Origin of the sequence: Photobacterium kasasachensis, from assembly GCF_050336885.1 — a bacterium.
Lineage (GTDB): Bacteria > Pseudomonadota > Gammaproteobacteria > Enterobacterales > Vibrionaceae > Photobacterium > Photobacterium kasasachensis.
The window spans coordinates 121,801-142,920 of sequence record NZ_JAKJSH010000004.1 but is presented as its reverse complement, the minus strand read 5'-3'; the positions used below and the strand labels follow the sequence as shown (position 1 = coordinate 142,920).

24 protein-coding genes are annotated in these 21,120 nt (G+C 47.8%); 11 read left to right on the top strand and 13 right to left on the bottom strand.

Annotated features, from left to right (window positions below; translation table 11 throughout):
• Positions 1–183 precede the first annotated feature (183 nt).
• From nrdD to L4D19_RS00625, 3 genes are all read left to right on the top strand, one after another.
• Positions 184–2,304, top strand: coding sequence for an anaerobic ribonucleoside-triphosphate reductase (nrdD, locus tag L4D19_RS00635; RefSeq protein WP_428450698.1), 2,121 nt, complete (start codon positions 184–186; stop codon positions 2,302–2,304).
• An 86-nt stretch (positions 2,305–2,390) separates the two neighbouring features.
• Complete coding sequence (gene nrdG, locus L4D19_RS00630; RefSeq protein ID WP_428450697.1) at positions 2,391–2,873, top strand: anaerobic ribonucleoside-triphosphate reductase-activating protein; 483 nt, start codon at positions 2,391–2,393, stop codon at positions 2,871–2,873.
• A gap of 207 nt (positions 2,874–3,080) precedes the next feature.
• Positions 3,081–3,344, top strand: a complete 264-nt coding sequence (locus tag L4D19_RS00625) for a DUF2960 domain-containing protein (RefSeq protein WP_160653509.1) — start codon at positions 3,081–3,083, stop codon at positions 3,342–3,344.
• A gap of 42 nt (positions 3,345–3,386) precedes the next feature.
• On the opposite strand, the gene L4D19_RS00620 is transcribed toward L4D19_RS00625, so the two are convergent.
• The 5 genes from L4D19_RS00620 to L4D19_RS00600 form a co-directional block, all read right to left on the bottom strand.
• Positions 3,387–4,172 (bottom strand): ceramidase domain-containing protein, encoded by a 786-nt coding sequence (locus L4D19_RS00620; protein WP_428450696.1) that lies wholly within the window; start codon positions 4,170–4,172, stop codon positions 3,387–3,389.
• Positions 4,169–4,570: a globin family protein gene (locus L4D19_RS00615; RefSeq protein WP_428450695.1), complete on the bottom strand. Its 402-nt coding sequence runs from the start codon at positions 4,568–4,570 to the stop codon at positions 4,169–4,171. Before L4D19_RS00615 ends, L4D19_RS00620 begins: the two co-directional genes overlap by 4 nt.
• Before the next feature lie 114 nt (positions 4,571–4,684).
• Positions 4,685–5,035: a nucleotide pyrophosphohydrolase gene (locus L4D19_RS00610; RefSeq protein ID WP_428450694.1), complete on the bottom strand. Its 351-nt coding sequence runs from the start codon at positions 5,033–5,035 to the stop codon at positions 4,685–4,687.
• Positions 5,036–5,120: 85 nt separating this feature from the next.
• Positions 5,121–6,032: an EamA family transporter RarD gene (gene rarD / locus L4D19_RS00605; protein ID WP_428450693.1), complete on the bottom strand. Its 912-nt coding sequence runs from the start codon at positions 6,030–6,032 to the stop codon at positions 5,121–5,123.
• A gap of 123 nt (positions 6,033–6,155) precedes the next feature.
• On the bottom strand, positions 6,156–6,752 hold the full coding sequence (locus L4D19_RS00600) for a class I SAM-dependent methyltransferase (protein ID WP_428450692.1): 597 nt from the start codon (positions 6,750–6,752) through the stop codon (positions 6,156–6,158).
• A 256-nt stretch (positions 6,753–7,008) separates the two neighbouring features.
• Here L4D19_RS00600 and L4D19_RS00595 point away from each other — a divergent pair, with 256 nt between their 5' ends.
• The 3 genes from L4D19_RS00595 to L4D19_RS00585 all read left to right on the top strand — a co-directional run bounded on the left by L4D19_RS00595 (position 7,009) and on the right by L4D19_RS00585 (position 9,395).
• Positions 7,009–7,362, top strand: a complete 354-nt coding sequence (locus L4D19_RS00595) for a DUF2750 domain-containing protein (protein ID WP_160653492.1) — start codon at positions 7,009–7,011, stop codon at positions 7,360–7,362.
• A gap of 531 nt (positions 7,363–7,893) precedes the next feature.
• Entirely contained in the window at positions 7,894–8,484 is a 591-nt protein-coding gene (locus L4D19_RS00590) for a TetR/AcrR family transcriptional regulator (protein ID WP_428450691.1), read from the top strand.
• A gap of 65 nt (positions 8,485–8,549) precedes the next feature.
• Positions 8,550–9,395: an alpha/beta hydrolase gene (locus tag L4D19_RS00585; protein WP_428450690.1), complete on the top strand. Its 846-nt coding sequence runs from the start codon at positions 8,550–8,552 to the stop codon at positions 9,393–9,395.
• A 76-nt stretch (positions 9,396–9,471) separates the two neighbouring features.
• Here L4D19_RS00585 and L4D19_RS00580 read toward each other — a convergent pair whose 3' ends face one another.
• The gene (locus L4D19_RS00580; protein ID WP_428450689.1) at positions 9,472–10,227 is read right to left on the bottom strand and encodes a 1-acylglycerol-3-phosphate O-acyltransferase; all 756 of its coding nucleotides are present in this window, start codon (positions 10,225–10,227) and stop codon (positions 9,472–9,474) included.
• 464 nt (positions 10,228–10,691) lie between these two features.
• Complete coding sequence (locus L4D19_RS00575) at positions 10,692–11,174, bottom strand: GNAT family N-acetyltransferase (RefSeq protein WP_428450688.1); 483 nt, start codon at positions 11,172–11,174, stop codon at positions 10,692–10,694.
• 204 nt (positions 11,175–11,378) lie between these two features.
• Between L4D19_RS00575 and L4D19_RS00570 the strand changes: the two genes are divergently transcribed.
• Both L4D19_RS00570 and L4D19_RS00565 read left to right on the top strand, forming a co-directional pair.
• Positions 11,379–11,906, top strand: coding sequence for an NlpC/P60 family protein (locus L4D19_RS00570; protein ID WP_428450687.1), 528 nt, complete (start codon positions 11,379–11,381; stop codon positions 11,904–11,906).
• Between the two features lie 131 nt (positions 11,907–12,037).
• Complete coding sequence (locus L4D19_RS00565; protein WP_428450686.1) at positions 12,038–12,553, top strand: aminoacyl-tRNA deacylase; 516 nt, start codon at positions 12,038–12,040, stop codon at positions 12,551–12,553.
• A 97-nt stretch (positions 12,554–12,650) separates the two neighbouring features.
• Here L4D19_RS00565 and L4D19_RS00560 read toward each other — a convergent pair whose 3' ends face one another.
• The 6 genes from L4D19_RS00560 to L4D19_RS00535 all read right to left on the bottom strand — a co-directional run bounded on the left by L4D19_RS00560 (position 12,651) and on the right by L4D19_RS00535 (position 19,411).
• On the bottom strand, positions 12,651–13,190 hold the full coding sequence (locus L4D19_RS00560) for a protein disulfide oxidoreductase (RefSeq protein WP_428450685.1): 540 nt from the start codon (positions 13,188–13,190) through the stop codon (positions 12,651–12,653).
• Positions 13,191–13,193: 3 nt separating this feature from the next.
• Positions 13,194–15,296 carry a protein-disulfide reductase DsbD family protein gene (locus L4D19_RS00555; RefSeq protein WP_428450684.1) on the bottom strand — a complete coding sequence of 701 codons (2,103 nt, stop codon included), beginning with the start codon at positions 15,294–15,296 and terminating at the stop codon, positions 13,194–13,196.
• Positions 15,297–15,360: 64 nt separating this feature from the next.
• Positions 15,361–15,774, bottom strand: a complete 414-nt coding sequence (locus L4D19_RS00550) for a hypothetical protein (RefSeq protein WP_428450683.1) — start codon at positions 15,772–15,774, stop codon at positions 15,361–15,363.
• Between the two features lie 160 nt (positions 15,775–15,934).
• Positions 15,935–17,917, bottom strand: a complete 1,983-nt coding sequence (locus L4D19_RS00545) for a flavohemoglobin expression-modulating QEGLA motif protein (RefSeq protein WP_428450682.1) — start codon at positions 17,915–17,917, stop codon at positions 15,935–15,937.
• Entirely contained in the window at positions 17,901–18,929 is a 1,029-nt protein-coding gene (gshB, locus tag L4D19_RS00540) for a glutathione synthase (RefSeq protein ID WP_428450681.1), read from the bottom strand. The genes L4D19_RS00545 and gshB overlap by 17 nt, the downstream gene beginning before the upstream one ends.
• A gap of 134 nt (positions 18,930–19,063) precedes the next feature.
• Complete coding sequence (locus L4D19_RS00535; protein ID WP_428450680.1) at positions 19,064–19,411, bottom strand: MaoP family protein; 348 nt, start codon at positions 19,409–19,411, stop codon at positions 19,064–19,066.
• A 160-nt stretch (positions 19,412–19,571) separates the two neighbouring features.
• On the opposite strand from L4D19_RS00535, the gene hdfR reads away from it, so the two are divergent.
• The 3 genes from hdfR (at position 19,572) to L4D19_RS00520 (ending at position 21,119) form a co-directional block, all read left to right on the top strand.
• Positions 19,572–20,432 (top strand): HTH-type transcriptional regulator HdfR, encoded by an 861-nt coding sequence (hdfR, locus tag L4D19_RS00530; RefSeq protein ID WP_428450679.1) that lies wholly within the window; start codon positions 19,572–19,574, stop codon positions 20,430–20,432.
• 281 nt (positions 20,433–20,713) lie between these two features.
• Positions 20,714–20,875, top strand: a complete 162-nt coding sequence (locus tag L4D19_RS00525) for a hypothetical protein (RefSeq protein ID WP_428450678.1) — start codon at positions 20,714–20,716, stop codon at positions 20,873–20,875.
• A gap of 61 nt (positions 20,876–20,936) precedes the next feature.
• Positions 20,937–21,119, top strand: a complete 183-nt coding sequence (locus L4D19_RS00520) for a restriction endonuclease subunit S domain-containing protein (RefSeq protein WP_160653461.1) — start codon at positions 20,937–20,939, stop codon at positions 21,117–21,119.
• The last annotated feature ends 1 nt before the right edge of the window (position 21,120 follow it).

Below are 21,120 nucleotides of genomic sequence, written 5' to 3'. Positions count from 1 at the left end.
TTCATTTTTTGGCACTAGCTCAAAATCATCGGTTGTTCCCTGTACTGTCCTTTAATAAAACTGATTTAGATCAATGTTTGTTTTTCGGATTTCTCGCCTAATACACCACATCTTGTATTAGCCCAATCACTAGACCCTATATTTTGTGTTTAAGTGACAGTGTCATTTTCGTAGGAGCCCCGTGTGAAACCTGTTGTGATTAAGCGTGATGGATGCCGTGTACCGTTTAATACCAAGCGTATTAAAGAAGCGGTGCTAAGCGCAGCCGAATCAGTAGAAGCGATGAACGAGGCGTATGCTGCGTCGGTGGCTGACGGTGTGCTCTCTCAGTTTATGTCTGTTGAAGAAGTCGACATTCACGTCATTCAGGATGCGGTCGAAAATCACCTGATGGTAGGTCCGCACAAGGCGGTCGCTCGTGCCTATATTGAATATCGTCATGATCGCGATATCGCCCGTGAGAAAAAAAGCCTGCTTAACGGCGAAATCCGGGGCTTGATTGAGCAAAGCAATGCTTCTCTGCTAAACGAAAATGCAAATAAAGACAGCAAGGTGATCCCGACTCAGCGCGATCTTCTGGCTGGGATTGTGGCTAAGCACTATGCGAAGCAGCATTTATTGCCTCGTGATATTGTTAAGGCGCATGAAGTGGGTGATATTCACTTCCATGATCTGGACTATTCGCCATTCTTTCCGATGTTCAACTGCATGCTTATTGATCTAAACGGCATGCTGACGCACGGTTTCAAGATGGGGAATGCCGAAATTGATACGCCGAAATCTATTTCGACGGCCACTGCGGTTACTGCGCAGATCATTGCCCAGGTAGCCAGTCATATCTATGGCGGTACCACCATCAACCGTATCGACGAAGTGCTTGCTCCTTATGTGACAGTCAGTTTTAACAAGCACCTTGAGATCGCTCAGGAGTGGGGCATTGACGAGCCAGAAGCTTTTGCCAAGGCCCGTACCGAGAAAGAGTGTTTCGATGCGTTCCAGTCTTTGGAATATGAAGTAAATACGCTGCATACTGCTAACGGCCAGACGCCGTTTGTGACCTTTGGCTTTGGCTTGGGTACATCATGGGAATCTCGCATGATTCAGCAGTCTATTCTGAAAAACCGTATTGAGGGTCTGGGCAAAAACCGTAAAACAGCGGTCTTCCCTAAGCTGGTGTTTGCTATCAAAGACGGGCTGAACCACAAAACCGGTGATGCGAACTATGACATCAAGAAGCTCGCGCTTGAGTGTGCGTCAAAACGCATGTACCCGGATATCCTGAATTATGACAAGGTCGTTGAAGTGACTGGGTCATTCAAAACTCCGATGGGTTGTCGTAGTTTCCTCGATGCCTACGAGGAGAACGGTGAGCTTGTTCATGAGGGCCGAAACAACCTGGGTGTTGTTAGCTTGAACCTGCCGCGTATTGCCCTGATGGCCAATGGTGACGAAGCGCGCTTCTATAGCCTGCTAGACGACAGACTGGCATTGGCACGACGTGCTCTGGAAACCCGTATTAGCCGTCTTGAAGGCGTGAAGGCACGTGTTGCGCCAATTCTTTATATGGAAGGGGCATGTGGAGTACGACTGCAGCCGGATGATAATGTTGCTGAAATTTTCAAGAACGGCCGTGCATCGATCTCTCTGGGCTACATCGGTATTCATGAGGCGATTAATGCCCTTTACGGAACGGAAACGCACGTATTTGACAGCCAGGAACTGCGTGAAAAAGCCATCGCCATTGTTCAGCACCTGAAACAAGCTACGAACCGCTGGAAACAAGAAACGGGTTATGGCTTTAGCCTCTACAGTACTCCGAGCGAGAACCTATGCAGCCGATTCTGTGCCATCGATGCCAAAGAGTTTGGTGTTGTAGAAGGTGTCACTGACAAGGGCTACTACACAAATAGCTTCCACTTGGATGTTGAGAAGAAAGTGAACCCGTACGACAAGATTGATTTCGAAATGCCGTATCCGGAAATCACCAGCGGTGGATTTATCTGCTACGGCGAATACCCGAATATTCAGCACAATGTCGAGGCATTGGAAGACGTATGGGATTACAGCTACAGCCGCGTTCCATACTATGGCACCAATACGCCGATCGATGAATGCTACGAATGTGGCTTCATGGGTGAATTTGACTGTACCAGCAAAGGCTTTACCTGTCCGAAGTGTGGCAACCATAACCCGTCGAAGGTTTCCGTAACTCGTCGCGTATGTGGTTACCTGGGAAGTCCGGATGCACGTCCGTTTAACTTCGGTAAGCAGGAAGAAGTGAAGCGTCGCGTCAAGCACATGTAACCGCGGAGCCGAAAGAGGCTAAGCGTTTCAAGACGACGAATGCAGAAGTGCCATGAGTGGCACTTCTTTTTTTGGCGAGAAAGATAATGAATTACCTTAACTATTATCCTGTTGATGTTGTCAATGGCCCCGGGACACGCTGTACGTTGTTTGTCTCCGGCTGCGAGCATCAATGCCGTGGGTGTTATAACAAAAATACCTGGCGACTGGACTGTGGTCACCCATTTACCCAGGAGATGGAAGATCAGATCATCTCGGACTTAAACGATACCCGAATCAAACGCCGCGGGCTGTCATTGTCAGGCGGTGATCCATTGCATCCGGCCAATCTTGAAGCGGTGTTAAAGCTTGTTCAGCGTGTTCGGCAAGAATGTGCTGGCAAAGATATTTGGCTATGGACTGGTTATGTATTCGATGAGTTAACGGACGCGCAGCGTGAGGTAGTCGCCCTGATTGACGCATTGGTCGACGGGAAGTTTGTCCAGGAACAACATGATCCATCGCTGCTTTGGCGGGGGAGTGCCAATCAAGTTATTCACTATTTTCAATCAGATGAGCTTGATTGTTAATTTTTTGTGATCTAATCGGTGTGAATTATGTGAGTTATCCACTGTTTCTGTGTATAACTTTGGGAAAAGGGAGTGCATGAATCTTTGATAATGGAGTTATAACCATGCGGATTCATACTGAAAACTGGCTGAATATCGCCGTCCCTCTTCCATCATCGGGTGAGTTAAGGTAAATTCCCAACCTATTTTTTTGCTGCCGGAGGCGTTATGTCACGCACCATTATCTACACCTACAAGAAACAAGAGAAACAGCTGGCATTCTCTTATGATCAATACCGTTCTATCCATGAGGCCGTTGCGGCTGCGGAAGGTATTGATCTGACTGAGTTTCTAAGAATGGAGCAGCAAGTAGAAGCTGTATCTTCTGGCTCTAAGGCGGTCAGAGATTTTAGAGACAACCATTTTAAGAAGCTGGGTTTTGGCAAAATTACCCTGGCTAAAAAAGAGCACCGGGGAATCGGCGAAAAATAGTCTCGCCACTCTTAACCTTGCGCAAGTTTGAGGGAGCAGGCATTAGCTCCCTGATACTGTATTCTTCACGCGTTTTATCCAGCCCAGATAGATCATATATCCTCCGAGCGCGGCTAGCAGATGCTTGACGCTATGACCGCTGAAGCCGCCTAACAGCGCATATAGCTGTTCGTCATTTGACTCCGCCCACTTAGCAAGCACATAAGCCAATAGTGCGTATAGGTAGTATCTGCCGTGACTAAAAGGCGATGTAAACAAGCCTATTATCAGCGGTAAGTGAATGATGGGGATCACCTGTACCAGTACATAGGCTGATAAGTCTCCCCTACCGCTGATAACATCAGTCGCATACCAATAGACGACGGAGAGGGCACCGTATATTGCTGCTGGAATGAACAAACGTCTTCCGATGGCTGGCTTTATATATTCGCTAAGTACAATACAGTACAGGGAAATAAAGGCGATCGTGATAGGAATACGATCCACCATCAGGGTAAAAGCATTGGGTTCAAGGTGATAATAGCTGGAGCCGAAAAAAGCGGCGATTAATCCGATAAAGAAGCTTGGATAGAGAAAACGGATGCTTTGTTCAACTTCATTAAGGTGATGGGTGTGAAATTGTTTCAGGCCCAGGATACCGACTATCAGGAAAGGGAGGTTTGAGATTACATTTAAGAAGTTGGGCAGCCCCAAGAAGGCGCGTTGATCGGCATAATCATAAAAGTTTCGGCTTTGGGTTATAGGTGAGAAATAAAAGGCAAGTATCGCAAGGGTTATGGCAATGATAAGGAGCAGCCTAAGTCGGTTGGTATCACTGATACCCGTCATGTTTCACACTCTTCTTTCATGATCTCAAGACCCAGCCTGAAGCATTCTCGCCATGCCAGATCGACTTCAAAAGTATAGTTGGGATCACACTGATTGACGGTCTCCAACAGACAATCAAGCCAGGTTTCGTAATCCAGCGGGCTGACCCCCACTCCTTGAGGGCCGTGACGCTTGCCAAAAAATCTTACGGACTTCCTGGCTGAGTCAGAGACGGGAGCCAGCAAAATGATCACAATTGAAGCTTTAAGCATTGATATCTGCTTTTGCATATCGACACCGGCAAACATCTCTCGGAACCTGTCGTCTTTCTGGCAAAAGAGATTATAGAAAATATCAAAGAAGTGAGGATGCTGGCTGCACCTTGCATAACTGTCGTTAAAAACTTCGTGGATATCCATCTCAGCTCCTTTGGTATGGATTTTTCTTATAATGCCATATTACGAGTATGGTTCCTTATATGATGTAAGCAACTCATTTTAAGCAGAATTGAGAGCAGACTCGATGGTGAGATCCTAGAGCTCGTTGTACTTCTTAGCGTTGCCGAAACACTTGTCGACAGGGTATTTTTGCTCGTTCTTGATCAGCTTGTTCTGACAAGCCGCCATAAGGTCGATGTCGCATTTGTCTGCCAGTCGGAGCAAATACATCAGTACATCGGCCATCTCTTCTTCAAGGTGTGCTTTCTTGGCATCTGGCAGGTGTTCACTTTGCTCGGGGCTTAACCACTGGAAAATTTCAGTTAGTTCGCCCACTTCGCCGCTCAATGCCATGGCTAGGTTTTTGGGTGAGTGAAACTGCTCCCAGTTTCGGTCTTCCGTAAACTTTGCCAACTGTTGCTGAAGCGTTTTTATCTCGGATGTCATAGTGTTCTCTTTGGTATCAGATGCGATAGCGAGCCTTAGCTGACGTTTCACGTGAACTTGCAAAGGCTATAGGCTAGCGCGTTCGTTATACGCCGGTTTGCTCGGCATGAACATACTTATTTTTATAAATGCCCTGTAAAGCTTCTAGCGTGCACAGAAACAAACCGAGCCAAATCAGGCTAAAGCTAATGGCTTTGACCTCATCAAAAACCTCTCCGAACAGGAATACGGCAAGCAGAAATTGTAGCGTTGGCTCTATGTACTGCATTAAACCGACCATCGTTAGGCTGGTACGGTTGATAGCCAAGGCAAAGAAAATCAGTGGTGCCAGTGTGACAGGAGCCGATCCGATATATAGAAACAGTGTCGATAAGCCTGATGACAGGGCTACGCTACTGCCGGATATGCCCTGGGTGATGATAAAGCACAAGGCGAATGGGGCGAGGATAGCTGCTTCAAGCGTAACGGAAGTCAGAGCATCATAGCGAATGTATTTTTTACATAAGCCGTATAGGGCAAAAAAGCTCCCCATGATTAATGAGATCCACGGCAGTTCACCGTAGTGCCAGACTTGGTAGCCAATTCCGGCGATAGCCAGGACGACTGCGGCTGACTGAGCATGTGACAATCGCTCTTTGAGGAAAAGGACGCCGAGTGCGATGGCAAACAATGGATTGATGAAGAAACCCAGGCTTGCGGCAAGGACCTGATCATGGGTAATGGCCCAGGTGAATGCATACCATGATATACACATGATTGCTGCGGCAATGGTCGTGGCAACCAACGAACGCTTATCTGCCCATATTGTATGCAGGGAAGGAAAGGGGCGTCTCAGAATGGCTATGACAATCAGCATAACTGGTACCGAGAAAATGATCCTCATGGCAAGTAGTTCATCAATATTAGCCTGAGGAAGAAATTGGTAATACAGCGGCAAGATGCCCCAGAGCACAAATGAAAAAGCAGCTAACGCATTTCCGGCACGGTGAGATCGCATACAGATGTTCCAACGGTATCAAGGACAGAGAAAAGAAGAAATCAGGGCTATTTTGTCACTGAAACTGCGTTGAATAAAGTAATTTATATGACAAATAACTTAGTGAAATGGATTGCGGTAAAATTATTTCTTCATCGCAATAATGGTATGGACAAGCCAGGCTCGCCGCTCGCCGGTGAGCTGGGCTGAGTACTCTTGCTTCTCTTTCCATGAAACGACGTAGAAGGATGAGAATAGCTGCTCTAGCTCGTTTTTGCTATGGGTCAGCACCGGAAGATCTTCATGGTTGCAGTTATCGTCAATACCGAGAAAATGTCCGCAGAATACACCGCCGCTGTACAGGCTTTGCTGTATGTTCGGCCACAATTGGTAAAACTCGTTACGGGAGCAAAAAAACAAGCAGGCACTGGCATTGATCAGGTGGGTACGGGGAAATTCATAGTCTGAAAAACTGCTTAGCTGTACATCCAGGGCAGGGGCTGAAGCGGCCAGTGGGTGCTCTGACAGGGCTTCCAGACTTTTTATATTAATATCAAAAGCATAGACCTGATAATCTTGTTCCAGCAGATAAAGCGTATCTCGCCCTGTTCCGCAGCCGCAGTCAACAGCTATCCGGTCTTTGGTGGCATTGCCCAAAAACTGGTGAGCTTCGATAAGGTGAGCGCGAGGGGGTAACAGCTTTTGGTTACTTAGGTAATCCAGCCAATCAACAGTTGCCATGCCCATACCCTCTTCGACTACGGATTACACTGACGAGTAAAGTCTAACGATTGCGAACATCGATATTCGCCCAATTATTAGAATATAGATGACCGGATATGATCTAGCTGCCCGTAATGCCTGTATTGATAAGATTTTAATCACGCGAGTGGTTATAAGTTTGGTATTATTAGTGGACATCAGGCGCTTGATAATAACTTGTATTATGCGTTTGACGTGACTGTAAGCCACCAGGCCAATGATAAGAGAGAATAGAATGACTAAGCTAACCGCAGATATTCAAGCGAACTGCGCGCTATTTGTTGCCGAAACGAAAGAGACCCAGGTAGTTTGGGGGCTTTGTAACGAAGAAGGTGACTGGCTATCTGTTGCATCTAGTGAGTTTGAAGACTCTGAAGTAATGCCTTTTTGGTCGAACGAAGAAGATGCAAAACTTCATTGTGCTGACGAGTGGGAAGAGTTTACTGCCACAATGATCCCATTGGATGTTTTTGTCGAGGACTGGATGATCACTTTGGCGGAAGATGGCGTGCTGGTTGGGTTGAACTGGAATGCCGAGCTGGAAGGTGCCGAACAAGAGCCTTCAGATGTAGCCAAGCTCTACCTGTAATGCATTTGTGATGTAGCATCAGGCTCCATTGTGCATCATTGAAAAGCCGTATCTTATTGATACGGCTTTGTTGTATTTGCGCGAGCGCAATATAGTTACAGATTGGGATTATTACTGGTAGAGATATCATCTATATTTACAGAGAGTCATCAAACATGAGGGTGTTGTTATGGTGCTTTCTGAATGTCGCCAAATGATGGCAGAGCATACGCTCGTTGAAGCTCGTATAGTGCATGATTTTCTAAGTGCTGGCTGGAGTATTAACTTCAGAGACTCTGAGGGAAATGATTACCCTATTACTGACACTTATGGAATTCCGTGTAGCTATGACTCATTGAAGCAGGCAGAAGATGTCGTTCATCAGGTAGGGGATTGCCCTATTATGATTGACAGTCTGTTCAGATTTGCTGAACGTTAACGGCAGACGTTTACTGACACGGTAAATGGACGAGGGTAGAAGAACAAAATATACATTGCATTAAAAAGTACGATCGTGCTAAAAAGGATAAAACGCTAGTTATTGAGAAGAAAATGAGCAAAGGCCGCGTTACTCGAGACCACATTTTACAAACCGCTTTTAGCTTGGCCAGTAAAGACGGATTGGACAGTCTGACAATAGGTCAGTTGGCGAAAGCATCAGGGATGTCGAAAAGCGGCCTCTTTTCTCATTTTAACTCGAAAGAGAACCTACAGATTGCGGTGCTGGAATATACCGGTGAGTATTTTACTGAGCGGGTTATTCAGCCGGCACGGGTTGCTGAGCCTGAGACCATAGAAAAGAAGCTGCGGTTATTGCTGCAGAACTGGCTAGAGTGGAATCAGTCTTTTCAGGGTAGTTGCATGTTTCTTGATGCCTGGAGAGACAGTAGTGATGCTGACAGCCCTGTTCGGCAGGCCTTGGCGGTTATCACCCGTCGTTGGCTGGACTATTTATGCCTACAGGTAGAAAAAGCGAAGCAAAACGGTGAGCTGAAACCGGAGCTTGATACCTGGCAATTTGTATACCGTCTCTATGGCGTCTATCTGAGCAGTCATTTGTTTCGTTCCTTGTCGCTGGAAACCGATGAACATCAGCGGTTCTGGCTTGGTATTGAAGAGTTACTGAACGAGTGGCGAGTGTAATAATCACAGTTACGATTAGTTTTTGTTTAAACTAAAAAAGCACGACCGTACTTTTTGGAGGCTCAATGAGCAGCAAGATATATTTTAGGCAGGGCAAAGGGTTTGATCTTCGCCGAAGTATGATTAACCTAACAACACGTCTGCATCACACTATCGCCCCGGGCCACGCCAGAAAAGTCGCGAAGAATTTGCTGTTGACGCCGGATCGGAGCAAGCGCTCGATTGAAGAACCAGCCGGTTTAGTCCGATGTCAGATTGAAACTTCGGAGGGTAAGATCATGACTTATCAGCTGGGTGAAGGGCCGACCTGGATCCTCGGCCATGGCTGGTCAGGCTCATCAAGCCAGTTTTTCTCTCTGATGGAGCATATTGCCGCGGCGGGTTATACCGCACTGGCATTCGATAATCCGGCACATGGTGAGAGTGAAGGCCGTTACGGGCATCTGCCTGGCTTTGTGAAAGCGTTTGACGGAGTGCTGGATCAGCAAGCCAGCATTGCTGGCGTTATCGCACACAGCATGGGCGGGGCAATGGTTCTGGAGAGCCGCCATGCATTGCTGGAGGGAAAGCCTGTACTGCTGGTGGCACCGGTGCTCAACTATACAGAAAACCTCGTCAGCACCGTTAGGCGTTCTGGCTATTCGATGAAGCTATTTGATGAGGTTGTCGGTGAAATCGCCGACACATACCAATATGCGCTGGACTCGATAGATCCGCTACAAAGACTGAAGGCCCGCCTTGGTTCAGCGGTGATCGTTCATGACAAGGCCGATCGTTTTGCTTCGTTTGCACACTCCAAGCAGGCGGAGCGGTATGATCATGTGAAGCTGCTGGCAACAGAGGGGTTGGGGCATGGACGGATCCTAAACAGTGATCCGCTGCGCCAGGCGTTTGACTTACTGGCTAGCTAGAGACATTCACTCGTTTCCTATAAAAAAAGAGCATCTGTGATGCTCTTTTTTTATTCTTTTTAGATAGATAAATAGCTTAGCTTGGTTTTACTTCTACCTGCTCGCGGGCGAGCTCCAAACGGGCCACCTCGGCGTCCAGCTCGGCAATCTTCTTCTCCATAATCTGATGACAGTGATCAGCCAACTTACGGGCATCTTTCATTTCATATTGCGAGACATCAATGGGCTCAAGCATTTCGGTAATAACGATACCGTTATCACGTCGATTCAGTGAAATTTTGTTGTGGGTTGAGCTGACGCACATCGGCACAACCGGCACCCCGGCCTCAATGGCCATGCGGAAAGCACCTGTTTTAAAGGGTAACAGTCCGCGTCCTTTGCTTCGTGTCCCTTCAGGGTACATCCAAACAGACAGGTTACGGCTGTGGATAGCCTCGGCAACCTGTTGAATCGTGCTTCGTGCTTTCGACTTGTTCTCTCGGTCGAGCAGTATGTTACCTGTGATCCAGTAGAGCTGGCCGAAGAACGGGATCCACAACAGACTTTTTTTGCCGATTGAGACAGTTCGCGGCTCAAGCATTCCCGGTGAAGTAACAAAGTCGAAAATATTCTGGTGGTTAGAGATATAGACACTGTTTCCAATCTGAGTGACATTTTCTTTGCCTCGCTTAATCAGCTCAACCCCAACCAGTTTATGGAGTTGATCGAACCCGCGGCAGAAAAAGTGTACGTGTTTAGGATCACGTGGACTCAGCAAGCAGTAAACCAAAGCAAAAAGCGTGGTACAAATGATGAAGATCGCCCCTAAAAACAGGCGGATAACAGAAAGCACAATCACTCCTTTGTATTGTTAGTACTCTGTCTGACGCTGTTGAGATTACACAGAAGAGGTCAGAGGAGCTTTAGAAACAGATCTACAAAAAATACAGGAATTCAGACAAAAGATAAATGATTCAGACATGCTTAGAGAACATTTTTATTTCAAATATAGGTTTGTCTGAAGCGTATTAAGTTCGCAATTTCAGTTGATAGTTTTATCGTTAATTAACACTTAAAAGCGCATAAAAGCAGACAAATGGATGTAAATAAGCAGACAGGGTGTGAAGTCAATCGCATGGGGTAATATGAGTCAAGAAAGTGCTGGAAAGTCTTTAAAATTCAAGAGATAAAGAGCGTGGTTTTGGCACGGTATGACCAGTCCTGTCTAAAATTGCTGGGTCTGCTGTGCGAAATCTCTTCTGTTGTGTGGAGTTTTTGAGGCGAGCCATGAGCTTCGCCTCTTTTTTTATCTGCCGTTTACGGATTGAGTACTTTAACCATGTTATAGCGTTCGAAAGGCACGTTATTTCTGAGCGACACTTCTTTTTCTATCAGCTCGAATCCGAGTTGTTCAAATAGGCCTATCGACACTTTGCTTGCTGTTACGCTCAGGCTGGTTTGCTCATTTGCCGAGGCTATCGCCTCAAGAGCTGTGTATAGCTGTTTTCCCAACCCCTGGCGGGAATACTCCGGCAAGACATAGAGCAAGGTAAGGTGGTTTTCAGGATGAAGCTGGCCAAAAGCAATCGGCTGGTTGCGGCTGTCAACCGCAACCAAAGTATGCCCTTGGGAGACGAGTGCTTCAAATTCATCAAAGTGTGCATGAGGGTAGTCGGCCCAGATTGATACTTGTTCAGGGGAGTAATGTTGCTGTCCAAGCACAGACGCTGCCTGGTGATAGATGTTGGCAACCGCGTGGATATCATCACTGATAAATGCCCTGAGTGGATAAATATTCATGGAACTACATCTTCCCTGTTATGGCTGGAGGTCAAGTTGGCGGTTTTTATAACAATTAATGTCAGGATTCGGTAGTGCCTCTGTTCAAAACTGTGGAATGGTATAACCTATAGTGAAACTAATAAATGCTGATTACAACGGAAAGTTGCGGGATATTTCGCAGGTTTTTCGTCAGATTTCGGCAGTATCTAATAACATTGCGCTGTGAATATTTATTCTAAATTTTTGATTGTTATTTTGTCGCTGGTCGTTTTCTCTGGTTGTAGCTCTAATTCTGTGTTGGATGGGGAGCCCGCTGAGACGGCTAAGGCCGAAACGCTGAATCGCCCTCAGGTGCATGTAGTACCTGTAATTGTTGCACCTCCGGCCCCGACATTTAACCGGGTGTACGAAAGCTGGAAGGGGACACCTTATCGCTTGGGCGGAAAGAGCAGGCGTGGCATTGACTGCTCGGCGTTTGTCCAGGTGGGTTATTATGATGTGTTTAACAAGATACTGCCGAGAACGACAGGGGAGCAGGTGAGAATGGGGCGGTGGATCCCGTTGGCTGATGCGAAAGAAGGTGACTTGGTGTTTTTTAAAACAGGCCGGCGCCTGAGGCATGTCGGGATATATCTCGGTAATGCCGAGTTTCTTCACGCCTCCACGTCGCAGGGGGTGATGATTTCAAGTTTGGCTAATCCTTATTGGCGCCGTGCTTTTTGGCAGGTGCGAAGGGTTCCGATCTACTAAGAGTTCCGATTTACTAACTAATAGATATTTTTGCGGCTTTAAATGTAAAAATGAGCCCGTGTTCTCGCAAAAACGGCCAACGCCTCCCATACTTTTGCTGTAGGAATTAATTCCTGGAGGTGATTATGGCCATGGCAATTACAGTAGGGCAATTCCTCAATAGTCATAATGTGGATTTTAGCCTTACCCAACACCGTCATACCGACACATCTTTCAGTTCTGCTATCTCTGCGCATGTTCCGACTTCGCAGGTAGCAAAAGCAGTTATGCTCAAGGATCAGAATGGTGAATACCTGATGGCAGTCGTTCCGTCTAACCGGCGGGTGATGATTGACAAGATTGGCCGGATGATGGGTAAACAGTATTTCTTGATCGGCGAGCACGAACTACCTCAGATATTTCAGGATTGTGATCCTGGGGCTGTCCCTTCATTAGGACAAGCTTACAAGGTAAATATGTTGGTAGATGACCTATTGCTTGAGCAAGATGAACTCTACATCGAGTCAGGGGATCACGAAAACTTGATCCATTTGGATAACAAGCAGTTCCATAAAGTTATGCATGATATTCCGCACGAAAATATCAGTGGATATCGGATGATGTTTTCTCAAGAGCAGGATAGTCGAAGAGGCTGGGATTGGGAATAATCATTTAGCTGTTAGCTGGCTGACAAGATAATGTACGTGTTGTGACTAGGAAAACACCCGCGAGATTGGTCAATCTGGCGGGTGTTTATTGTATAGCTTATTGGTTAAGCAACATCCTGAGCCATAGCCCCGGTGGCGTGCTGAAACCGGTGGTGGCAGAGGTTATTTTTCCTTCCTTGATGATGACGACTGTCGGGGTGGCAGCTATTCCCCATTCGCGCCCCAGTTCGCTACGGTTGTCATTGATTACCCTGAACGAATAGTCATGACTTTCAATGAAGGCATTGAGCCGTCTGTTGTCACCGGATGACAGAGCAATGGTTACGACCTCGAAGTGATCGTTCATCCAGTCAACGGTCGGGGTGACAAACTTACACGCCGGGCACCATGTTGCCCAAAAATAGACCATCACAGGTTTTTCATGGCTCAGGGTAACCAGGTCGATGTGCTTGCCTTGAGTTGTCTGGAGAACAAGTTGAGGAATGTGTCCTTCCGGCATATCCTGGCTTCGCCAGTAGTCCATCAAGGTGCTGAAGGCGACAAACATAATAATGACCAACACGGCTTCTTTTAGCCAGTGCCTGGCCTTCCGCTTTTTCTTCGCTGGCTTATGAGATGATGTAGGCTGCTCGTGCATTAATTACTCCTGCCCGCCAACTGTCTTTATCGCCTGCATGACTTCTTCGTTGCTTAAAATAACCGGTAGCGGGATCCCCTGTGGTGCATTCGGGCCATAGACAATATTGAACGGCACACCGAAACGTCCGTTGGACTGAAGGTAGCCTGTGACGTATTCAGACGGTCTGGTCCAGTCACCACGCATCAGAACAATGTTACTTTTTCCGAGCTCAGAGTAGACAGGATCTTGCAGCAATACACCAATCTTGTTGGCTTTGCAGGTTATACACCAGTCGGCGGTCACATCGACAAACACTGTTTTCCCCTGACTGACCGCCTGCGCAATCTGCTTGGTGTCTAATGGCTGCCAGGCATGATCCGCAGGAAGAGGCTTAGCCCATTGATCGGCGGTTACACTGCCCAGGAGCAAGCTGCCAGCAGTACCAAATAGCAGAAATGCCAGAGTCAAAATAACAGGCTTGCGACCTTGGACGTTACCCAGCCGCCATAGCAGAGCAATCACGAGTACGACACCGGCACCAGAGACCAGCCAGAGACTAAAGAAATTAGCCATCAGGCTAAGCAGCCACAGGCTGGTTGCCAGCATCATAAAACCGAACAGGGTTTTCAGTTTGTTCATCCACGGGCCGGGTTTGGGCAGTAGTCTGGCAACTGACGGGAAGGCAGCGATTACAAGCCATGGAGCGGCCATACCGATAGCCAGCGCGGTAAAGATGGCAATAAGCGTGATGACATCAGCTCCGAGCGCAAATGCTACGGCAGTTCCCAGGAACGGAGCGCTGCAGGGCGTGGCCAGCAAGGTGGCAAACATGCCTTGTATGAAGTGACCGGCATAGGAGCTGTCACCGCGAGAGGCAAGCCAGGTATTGGTATTGCTGGACAGGCGGATTTCGAACAGGCCGAACATGTTGGCCGCAAACAAGCCGGTGATCAGTACCATTGTCGCAATGAAGTAGGGGCTCTGGAATTGCACTCCCCAGCCCAGTGCCTGGCCCGAGAATTTCAATACGATCAGAAAGCCGGCGAGCAGCCAGAAGGAGACAAGAATACCGGCTGCCGATGCAAGAAACTGAGTACGGATTTGACGTTGTTGAAGTGTCTTGGCTGAAATCACAGTGCTGAGTTTCATACCGAGTACCGGAAGGACACAAGGCATGACATTGAGAATAAGTCCGCCAAGCAATGCAATAGCAATAACTTCGAGCAGGCTTGCGCTGCTGTTTGCAGGGGGCGGCAAATCTGTGACGAGGCCGGGGATCTCTACGGCGGTGTCATTGTCACTGATGGTCGCATTCAATGTCTGATTGAGCAGGTCCGGTGTACCAAACCAGCTGGTGACTTCCAGCTGGGCAATGAGCTGATTGCCGTCAGTGCGGATTGAAGGGGTACGAAACGAAGAGTCCATGGCCTGCTGCGAGCTACCATCGATAAATACGTCGGGCTGTTGCCATCCCTGCGGGTTGGTGGCGATAACAGACAGGATCCGGCTACCGGCATCCCAGGAGATTTGATCCAGTGAAATGACGTTTGATTGTTTAGGCACCTGGCTCATGCCCTGATTATACAGGTGCATAGCTTCCTGGGAGGCACTTAGCTTGGACGGGGTGAAGTCCAGCGTTAGCTCATAATCAGTCAGCACACAGATGTTGGTACATGATGACATGGTGAGCTTGCCTGACAGAAAGACAGGTTTGCTCATATCCTCGACATGGAGTGTCATTGGAAACACGATGTGCTCTTTGTAACCGAGCGTTTCGACACCGAGAAACTCGTAGCGTTTTGGCATCGGCCAATGCCAGTCTACGTTTTCGAGGTTGTTGGACAGATCCCAGTCGATGCTGGGTGCGACGCCGCCTTCGCCGGGGCTCCGCCAGTAGGTTTTCCAGCCGGTGTCGAGGCTGACTTCAAGTAAGGCCTCGACGGTGTTAGCCTGTGGGTCGCTTTGTCCCGTTAGCATGTACCTGACTTTTACGGGCGGGTGCTGTGGGTTCGAAAGCCAGCCGGTATTGTATTCGACGGCCTGTGCCGAAAGGGGCAGAAAAGATGCTATTAGCGTGGCAAGCAGTGCTATCGACGCCAGTAGAGAAGAAAGCTGTTTTTTCAATGTATGTACTCCAAATAAACCTGATATCCAATTTTTAGCAACGAATGTCGACGGGAGATCGGCGTTATTCTCGGAATACACACAGGGTAAGGTGCCGTCGCCGGGAGGGCGTTATTGGTTCGGTTAGCAGCGGAACGCGAAATGGATTACCGATACACATTGTTATCAGCAGCAACAGAATTCCAATGCTGATCAGGGCATGATCCAGCGACTGCTGGTGAAGCTGGAGCAGATGGTCGGTTAAATCACACTTCTTTTCTACGGCGTGGGAGGATGTCTCCAGATCATGGTGCGAGTCCAGGCTTGTCTGGGCATAAAGTGGACATGAGGAAATCATCCCGGTGTTTTGTCCGGAACAGACAAAGACAACCAGTAATACTAACCATAATGACCACTTAGCACTTTGGTGACGACTTACCTTGCGAACCATATAGATCCCCTGCGCTGCAATGAAGCTATGACCGTCTAAGTTGGCCATAGTTTCGATTCAGGCACATTTTCTTTGTTTTACTGCCTGACTGCAAGTTGGAGGTAGAAATCCATAGTGCGGTGTGTATGGACTGAATAGGTAGTTGTCGAGAGGCAGGTATACGCAGCGACGATTACCAAACCGTTGCTGCGTATGAGTTTGCGGGTACTCACTTAATGCTGTTGAGCATAAAGTTGATGACTGGGTCGCTGTTACCAGCCTGTGTCAGTGCCTTGGGGAGATAATCCGGCCTATATAATATTTCCCGGGTGATTAGCTCGTCCAGCAAAGGCTTGAACTCAAATCCTGTTTTGCCGACAAATAATGAGGTCAAGTCTCCCTGCCGATAATAGATCAGTGCATCTCTGAGCCCTTTCAGGTAGAGGTAATCTTTGGTAAAACCGCCTCCCCGATAGGCTCTTGCTGTGATAGTAAATGCATCATCCGAACTTAAGCCGTGCTCTGCCACCAGACTGTTGTATGTTTCGTTAAAGCTCTCGCCTCGAACCATCTTATTAACGGCTATCACCCGTAACGCGAGTGTTTTGAGTCGGTGCAACGGGAAGCTGCCCGACAGATGCTCGCACAAGATAGCCAGTCCCTCCTGCGTATGGGTGTTACCCGGCAGCCCGAGTTTGAGCACCTTCAGCGGTTGCTTGTCGGCATTGACGCTGGTCACCATATGCACACCGAGTTCATGGTGGATCAGTGCATTGAGATCGGTTGGTGAGAACTGGCAGCTCATGTTGACCTTGATGTGTCGCCCGCTCACCATAGCCCGTGCAATTAGCTGCTTTGAACCGACAATCTTGCACGAGATCCCATACTCTTCCGCAGCCGTTTTGAACATGCCAATCGCGTCAGACGCGCTGATGCTAGGAGTCTCTTGCGCCTGATACTCCCTGGCATGGAGAATAAAGTTCGCATTGGCAATATCCTGCTGATCTGGCTGGCCGTAATATTTCAGTGAGTTATACAAGAACTCCTCATGGCCGATGCTGGTCAGCAAGTCTATCCTGACCGCCAGCTGGTCAATAACCCGGCGATACATCTTTTGGATGTCGGCATCGCGGATCTCATCAACCGGCAACCGATATAGTTGCTCCCTGAACTTATAGGGATCAATATCAAGCTGCCGATAGGTAAACCCTGGCAGGTAGTCATGCGGCCGATGAAGAAACCGTCGCTTTTCCTGTTTAAGGTTAGTCGGGTTGATATAGCTCAGCGTATTGATGCCCCTGGCCAAAGAAAACAGTTGCCTGTCAAGTTTGATCACCTCGCGTGGCAGCCGAGATGATAATATATGGCAGCCTGTCAGGCGCTTCACTTTGGTACGACGCTGTATGGTTGCAGCCGCATGCTCGGTGATCACCGTCTTCATGGCTTCTTTAAGCTTCTCGATAACCAGCGGGAAAGCGTCGCCGCTCATTTCATTCATGAAAACTTTCTTGATTTCGATGGGCAAGATCAGCGTATTGGCAAAATTCTCCTTTATAAAAGCTGCCTGATAGCCTTGGCCTTTGAATACTGAATTCACTTCGGCATTCACTTCAATGTTTGGTAGCTCGACATCATTAAGAAACCCAAGCAGGTGATCAATTTCCTTATGCCACTTACGCTTGTTAAGTTGGCTGGTGCCAAGGTTAAACACTGGTGTTGCATGCTCAATGCGCTGGTAGTTGTATGAATGAATGTCATACAGTAGACACAGGCCAAATTGACTCTCGAGTGAGTCGACTAAGCATCCCAATATGCGGTAATAGCACTGGTGTTTGCTGATTGACACGGCACGTTCATCATCGGTTAGATCCTCAGACCAGACTGATTTACCCCAGGCCGTTTCATAAATGCAGCTCTCGATCGGGCGGTTAAGATCATACTCGTACCGTGAGTCTTCTCCCTGCAGGACAATCGGCAGCGAGGAGATAAAGTCACCGGTATAGGGGTCTTCTTCATAGTATCGTTCTGCTTCGCTCAGGTTGCATTTGCCAGCAAGGTCGCCGCGAAGGCGGTGACCGTGATGAATAGCTGTAGCAATATAAGGCTGATACTCACTGATCCGGATAACCAGGCTGCCGTCGCTAAGCTGTGCTTCGAACGGAACACGCTGCCGGATCTTCTCCAGCACTTCTGTTTCAGTAAGTCGCAGCATCAGCAATCACCTGGCGGTATTCATTTTTTCGGGTAATGCCAATTTCTTTGGCGATAACGACACTCTCAACGAAGTCGAGCACCTCGCGCTGCAACTTGGTCCGGTTCAGGCGGTTGATACGGGTGATCCCGCCCGGACTCAGTACATTCACCTCGACCAGCTTGCCCTTGATGACATCAAGACCAACAAAATACAGGCCGTCACGCACTAGTTTGGGGCCGATATGTTTGCAGAGTCGAAGCTCTTGCTTGGTCAGGGTGTGCTTAACCTCTTTGCCGCCAGCATGGATGTTTGAGCGTACATCGCCCGTTGCCGGTACCCGGCGCATTGCTCCGATTGGCTCGCCATTGAGCATCATGATGCGCACATCACCTTCTTCGGCGCCCTCGATATAGTCCTGGAGAATGACGTAGTTTTTGTCTTCGCCGATGTAGAAATCGAGCAGAGACTTCACACTGGATTTCGCGCTTTTCTCAACCAGGATGACACCTTTGCCGCCATACCCGTTAAGAGGTTTCATAATCATTCGCTCGTTAGGGCTTTCGTCTAACACCCGTTCCAGGTACTCACGGTTCTTTGAAACGTGAGTAACTGGAATAAACTCGTTATTCGGGTCCGGTAGCGAGGTGGTGTAGAGCTTGTTGTTGGCGACACGCAATCCGTCGATATCGTTTACGATGAAGGTGTCATCGCGAACAGAGTCGAGAAAGTTCAGCGCCATGGTGTCCAGCGGCGGGTTGGCACGCATAAAGATCACGTCAAAGCCAGCCAGTGGCAGCTGTGCTTTGCGAAACTCAGCCCGGCGGTAAAAACTCGGAATATTGTTTGATACGTCGCCCTTTTTTAAGACCTTGCAAAATGCAATCGCTGTGCTGTGGCGCATAGTCAGGTTATTGGGCGTCGTAATCGCAACCGTATGACCACGGCTAGCCGCTTCATGAATAAGGCGCAGAGTTGAGTCTGTTTCAGCTTCAACTTTGTCCCACGGATACATAACAAAACAAATTTTCATACAAGTATTACCAAAAGAGCTGTCACGGATGACAGGCAATAAAGAACTAAGCCATCGCACCGTTGTGGATGGCTTAATCGGTATTTAGCGTTCGGAGTGGTGAGAAACCGTTGTACGGTTATTTCAAGCGTTCATCAGTAATCGAGGTCGTTCTCGATGTCGCTTTCGTTATCGTCATCGAAGCAATAGGACCGATTTCGTTGAGAAACACACAAGGTATAGCTTCTTACTTTCTGGGTCGTTTTATGGATATATTTGAGCCAGCATTTGGCAAAGTCGGACCGGACGTCAAGTTGGCCATGTATCTCTGCAAGAAACTGACGTTCGGGTTCACTGCTTGCCTCGAGAGAGCCTTCTGCTAGCCCTTTCATGGTGCGGCCATAGTTATGTAGCAACGTTGCTTCACTGATAGTGAAAACACCAGATCGGTTGAAGCCGCGTGGGAAATTTTTATCGTCGTAAAATTTGCCTTCACTTCTCATTAAATTGCTTCCTGATGAGATTTGCGCAGATAGTCATGCACAAGGTCCAAGTTGTAAAACAAAGTATTTTCGTCGTGACGATAAAAATAATTGATTAAAATAAAAGGAAGCGTAGGTGTACTATCGCCATTTCCTCCTTTTTTAAAGATTGAGAACTCATTTGGATACTGAATTACTCCGGACGTTTCTTGAAGTGACGAAAACACGGCATTTCGGCAGGGCGGCAGATAACTTATTTCTCACCCAGTCGGCGGTGAGTTTTCGTATTCGACAACTGGAATCTCAGTTGGGTAATGATCTATTTTCGAGGCAGCGTGGCAATGTTCAGCTAACGGCAGCCGGCGAGCGCCTGCAGCCCTATGCCGAGGCGATTTTGCAAACTTGGGGCAGGGCAAAGCAGGACGTTGCGTTGTCAGACAGTCTGACGAAACAGGTAGCAATTGGTGCTTCGCCGATGTTCTGGGAGTTCGATGGTATTTCAGATTGGATCAACCGGATTTATGAGGCTGAAGAAGGCTTGTCGTTGCGACTTGAATCCGTGCCTCGCCAGAGTATGGCGAAGCGTCTGCTCGATAAGAGTATTGATGTTTCTATTACCAGTGAGCCGCCGAGAATTGATAATTTACAGGTGACCAAAGTGCGGGATTTTCAACTGCAGTTGGTAACTCGGGTGCCTGACTGCACAATGGATGATCTGAATTCGTTTCCCTTGGTGTTTCTTGACTGGGGAACTCGTTTCTCAGTAGAACATAGCCGTATTAGCGAGTTGCAAAAGACACCGGTTATGCATACTCATTCAAGTCGAATGGCGTTGGAATACATGCGTAATAGTCGTTCGGTTGGTTTCTTGCCGTCTCCAGTCGTCGCCCAGAGTGTTGATGAGGGTGAGCTACACCCTGTTGCCGGGGCGCCGATAATGGAGCAGTCTTTATACCTGGTCTGGCGCGATGATAATGATAAATTGCCTTTGCTCCAAACTATGCTTGGCGTGCCGTTTAACCAGGTGAGCGAAAGCGTTTAATCGATTTTGCTGTTTATGATGTGCAATATTACTTGTTGTACAGGTGCCAGAATCCTCTCTACTCTTCGCGCAGGGAGAAGCTGGGATTCAATATGTGTCTCGGATCACGAGCTGTTGATTTCTGGTGATTATCTCTCTCCGTAACGCTAAGTTTTAGCATTACTGTCATAAATGACTATTACTATTCGGTAAATCTTGGTAGCGATAGCAACAGATATGCAGATTGTTACCAGTGACAACCCCGAACTATTTATACTCTGGATATGTGTCAGGAAACGAGCATGGCAAAGTTTGATCAAAAATTCAGCAAAGGATCTAAGTCCAAACATAAATTCGATCTGGATGATGATTTTCGAGATTTCAACCAGCAGTCAAAGAAGAAAAAGCGCCGTATCGCTAGGCAGCGCGAAGAGTATGTAGAGTACGACGACTATAACTATTAATTATTGCTGGTGGATTGCGGTATAATGGCGGCAGTTATATGAATCATCAAAGAGCTGTGCAATGCTAGAGAACCTAAATATCCCGACCGATATCGAAAAAGAGCCAGAATTGGCGATCCCTTCCATCGAAGAGCAAAAGCGCATCGTTGAAACGTTGAAGCGCCTGGAAGAAGCCGGTGAGCTAACCCCCGAATTGCTTGAAGAGTACATGACGGGTAAGCGAGCTATCGACGAAGATAGCTAAT

Excerpts from the sequence above, each read along its gene's own strand:
- L4D19_RS00610 (WP_428450694.1), bottom strand. The coding sequence starts at position 5,035 with ATGACATCCGAGATAAAAACGCTTCAGCAACAGTTGGCAAAGTTTACG.
- L4D19_RS00575 (WP_428450688.1), bottom strand. The coding sequence starts at position 11,174 with ATGAATATTTATCCACTCAGGGCATTTATCAGTGATGATATCCACGCG.
- L4D19_RS00550 (WP_428450683.1), bottom strand. The coding sequence starts at position 15,774 with ATGGCCAACTTAGACGGTCATAGCTTCATTGCAGCGCAGGGGATCTAT.
- L4D19_RS00545 (WP_428450682.1), bottom strand. The coding sequence starts at position 17,917 with ATGCTGCGACTTACTGAAACAGAAGTGCTGGAGAAGATCCGGCAGCGT.
- nrdG (WP_428450697.1), top strand. The coding sequence starts at position 2,391 with ATGAATTACCTTAACTATTATCCTGTTGATGTTGTCAATGGCCCCGGG.
- L4D19_RS00600 (WP_428450692.1), bottom strand. The coding sequence starts at position 6,752 with ATGGCAACTGTTGATTGGCTGGATTACCTAAGTAACCAAAAGCTGTTA.
- L4D19_RS00595 (WP_160653492.1), top strand. The coding sequence starts at position 7,009 with ATGACTAAGCTAACCGCAGATATTCAAGCGAACTGCGCGCTATTTGTT.
- L4D19_RS00520 (WP_160653461.1), top strand. The coding sequence starts at position 20,937 with ATGCTAGAGAACCTAAATATCCCGACCGATATCGAAAAAGAGCCAGAA.
- L4D19_RS00615 (WP_428450695.1), bottom strand. The coding sequence starts at position 4,570 with ATGGATATCCACGAAGTTTTTAACGACAGTTATGCAAGGTGCAGCCAG.
- L4D19_RS00560 (WP_428450685.1), bottom strand. The coding sequence starts at position 13,190 with ATGCACGAGCAGCCTACATCATCTCATAAGCCAGCGAAGAAAAAGCGG.
- gshB (WP_428450681.1), bottom strand. The coding sequence starts at position 18,929 with ATGAAAATTTGTTTTGTTATGTATCCGTGGGACAAAGTTGAAGCTGAA.
- L4D19_RS00590 (WP_428450691.1), top strand. The coding sequence starts at position 7,894 with ATGAGCAAAGGCCGCGTTACTCGAGACCACATTTTACAAACCGCTTTT.
- L4D19_RS00620 (WP_428450696.1), bottom strand. The coding sequence starts at position 4,172 with ATGACGGGTATCAGTGATACCAACCGACTTAGGCTGCTCCTTATCATT.
- L4D19_RS00525 (WP_428450678.1), top strand. The coding sequence starts at position 20,714 with ATGGCAAAGTTTGATCAAAAATTCAGCAAAGGATCTAAGTCCAAACAT.
- L4D19_RS00565 (WP_428450686.1), top strand. The coding sequence starts at position 12,038 with ATGGCAATTACAGTAGGGCAATTCCTCAATAGTCATAATGTGGATTTT.
- L4D19_RS00625 (WP_160653509.1), top strand. The coding sequence starts at position 3,081 with ATGTCACGCACCATTATCTACACCTACAAGAAACAAGAGAAACAGCTG.
- L4D19_RS00535 (WP_428450680.1), bottom strand. The coding sequence starts at position 19,411 with ATGAGAAGTGAAGGCAAATTTTACGACGATAAAAATTTCCCACGCGGC.
- rarD (WP_428450693.1), bottom strand. The coding sequence starts at position 6,032 with ATGCGATCTCACCGTGCCGGAAATGCGTTAGCTGCTTTTTCATTTGTG.
- L4D19_RS00585 (WP_428450690.1), top strand. The coding sequence starts at position 8,550 with ATGAGCAGCAAGATATATTTTAGGCAGGGCAAAGGGTTTGATCTTCGC.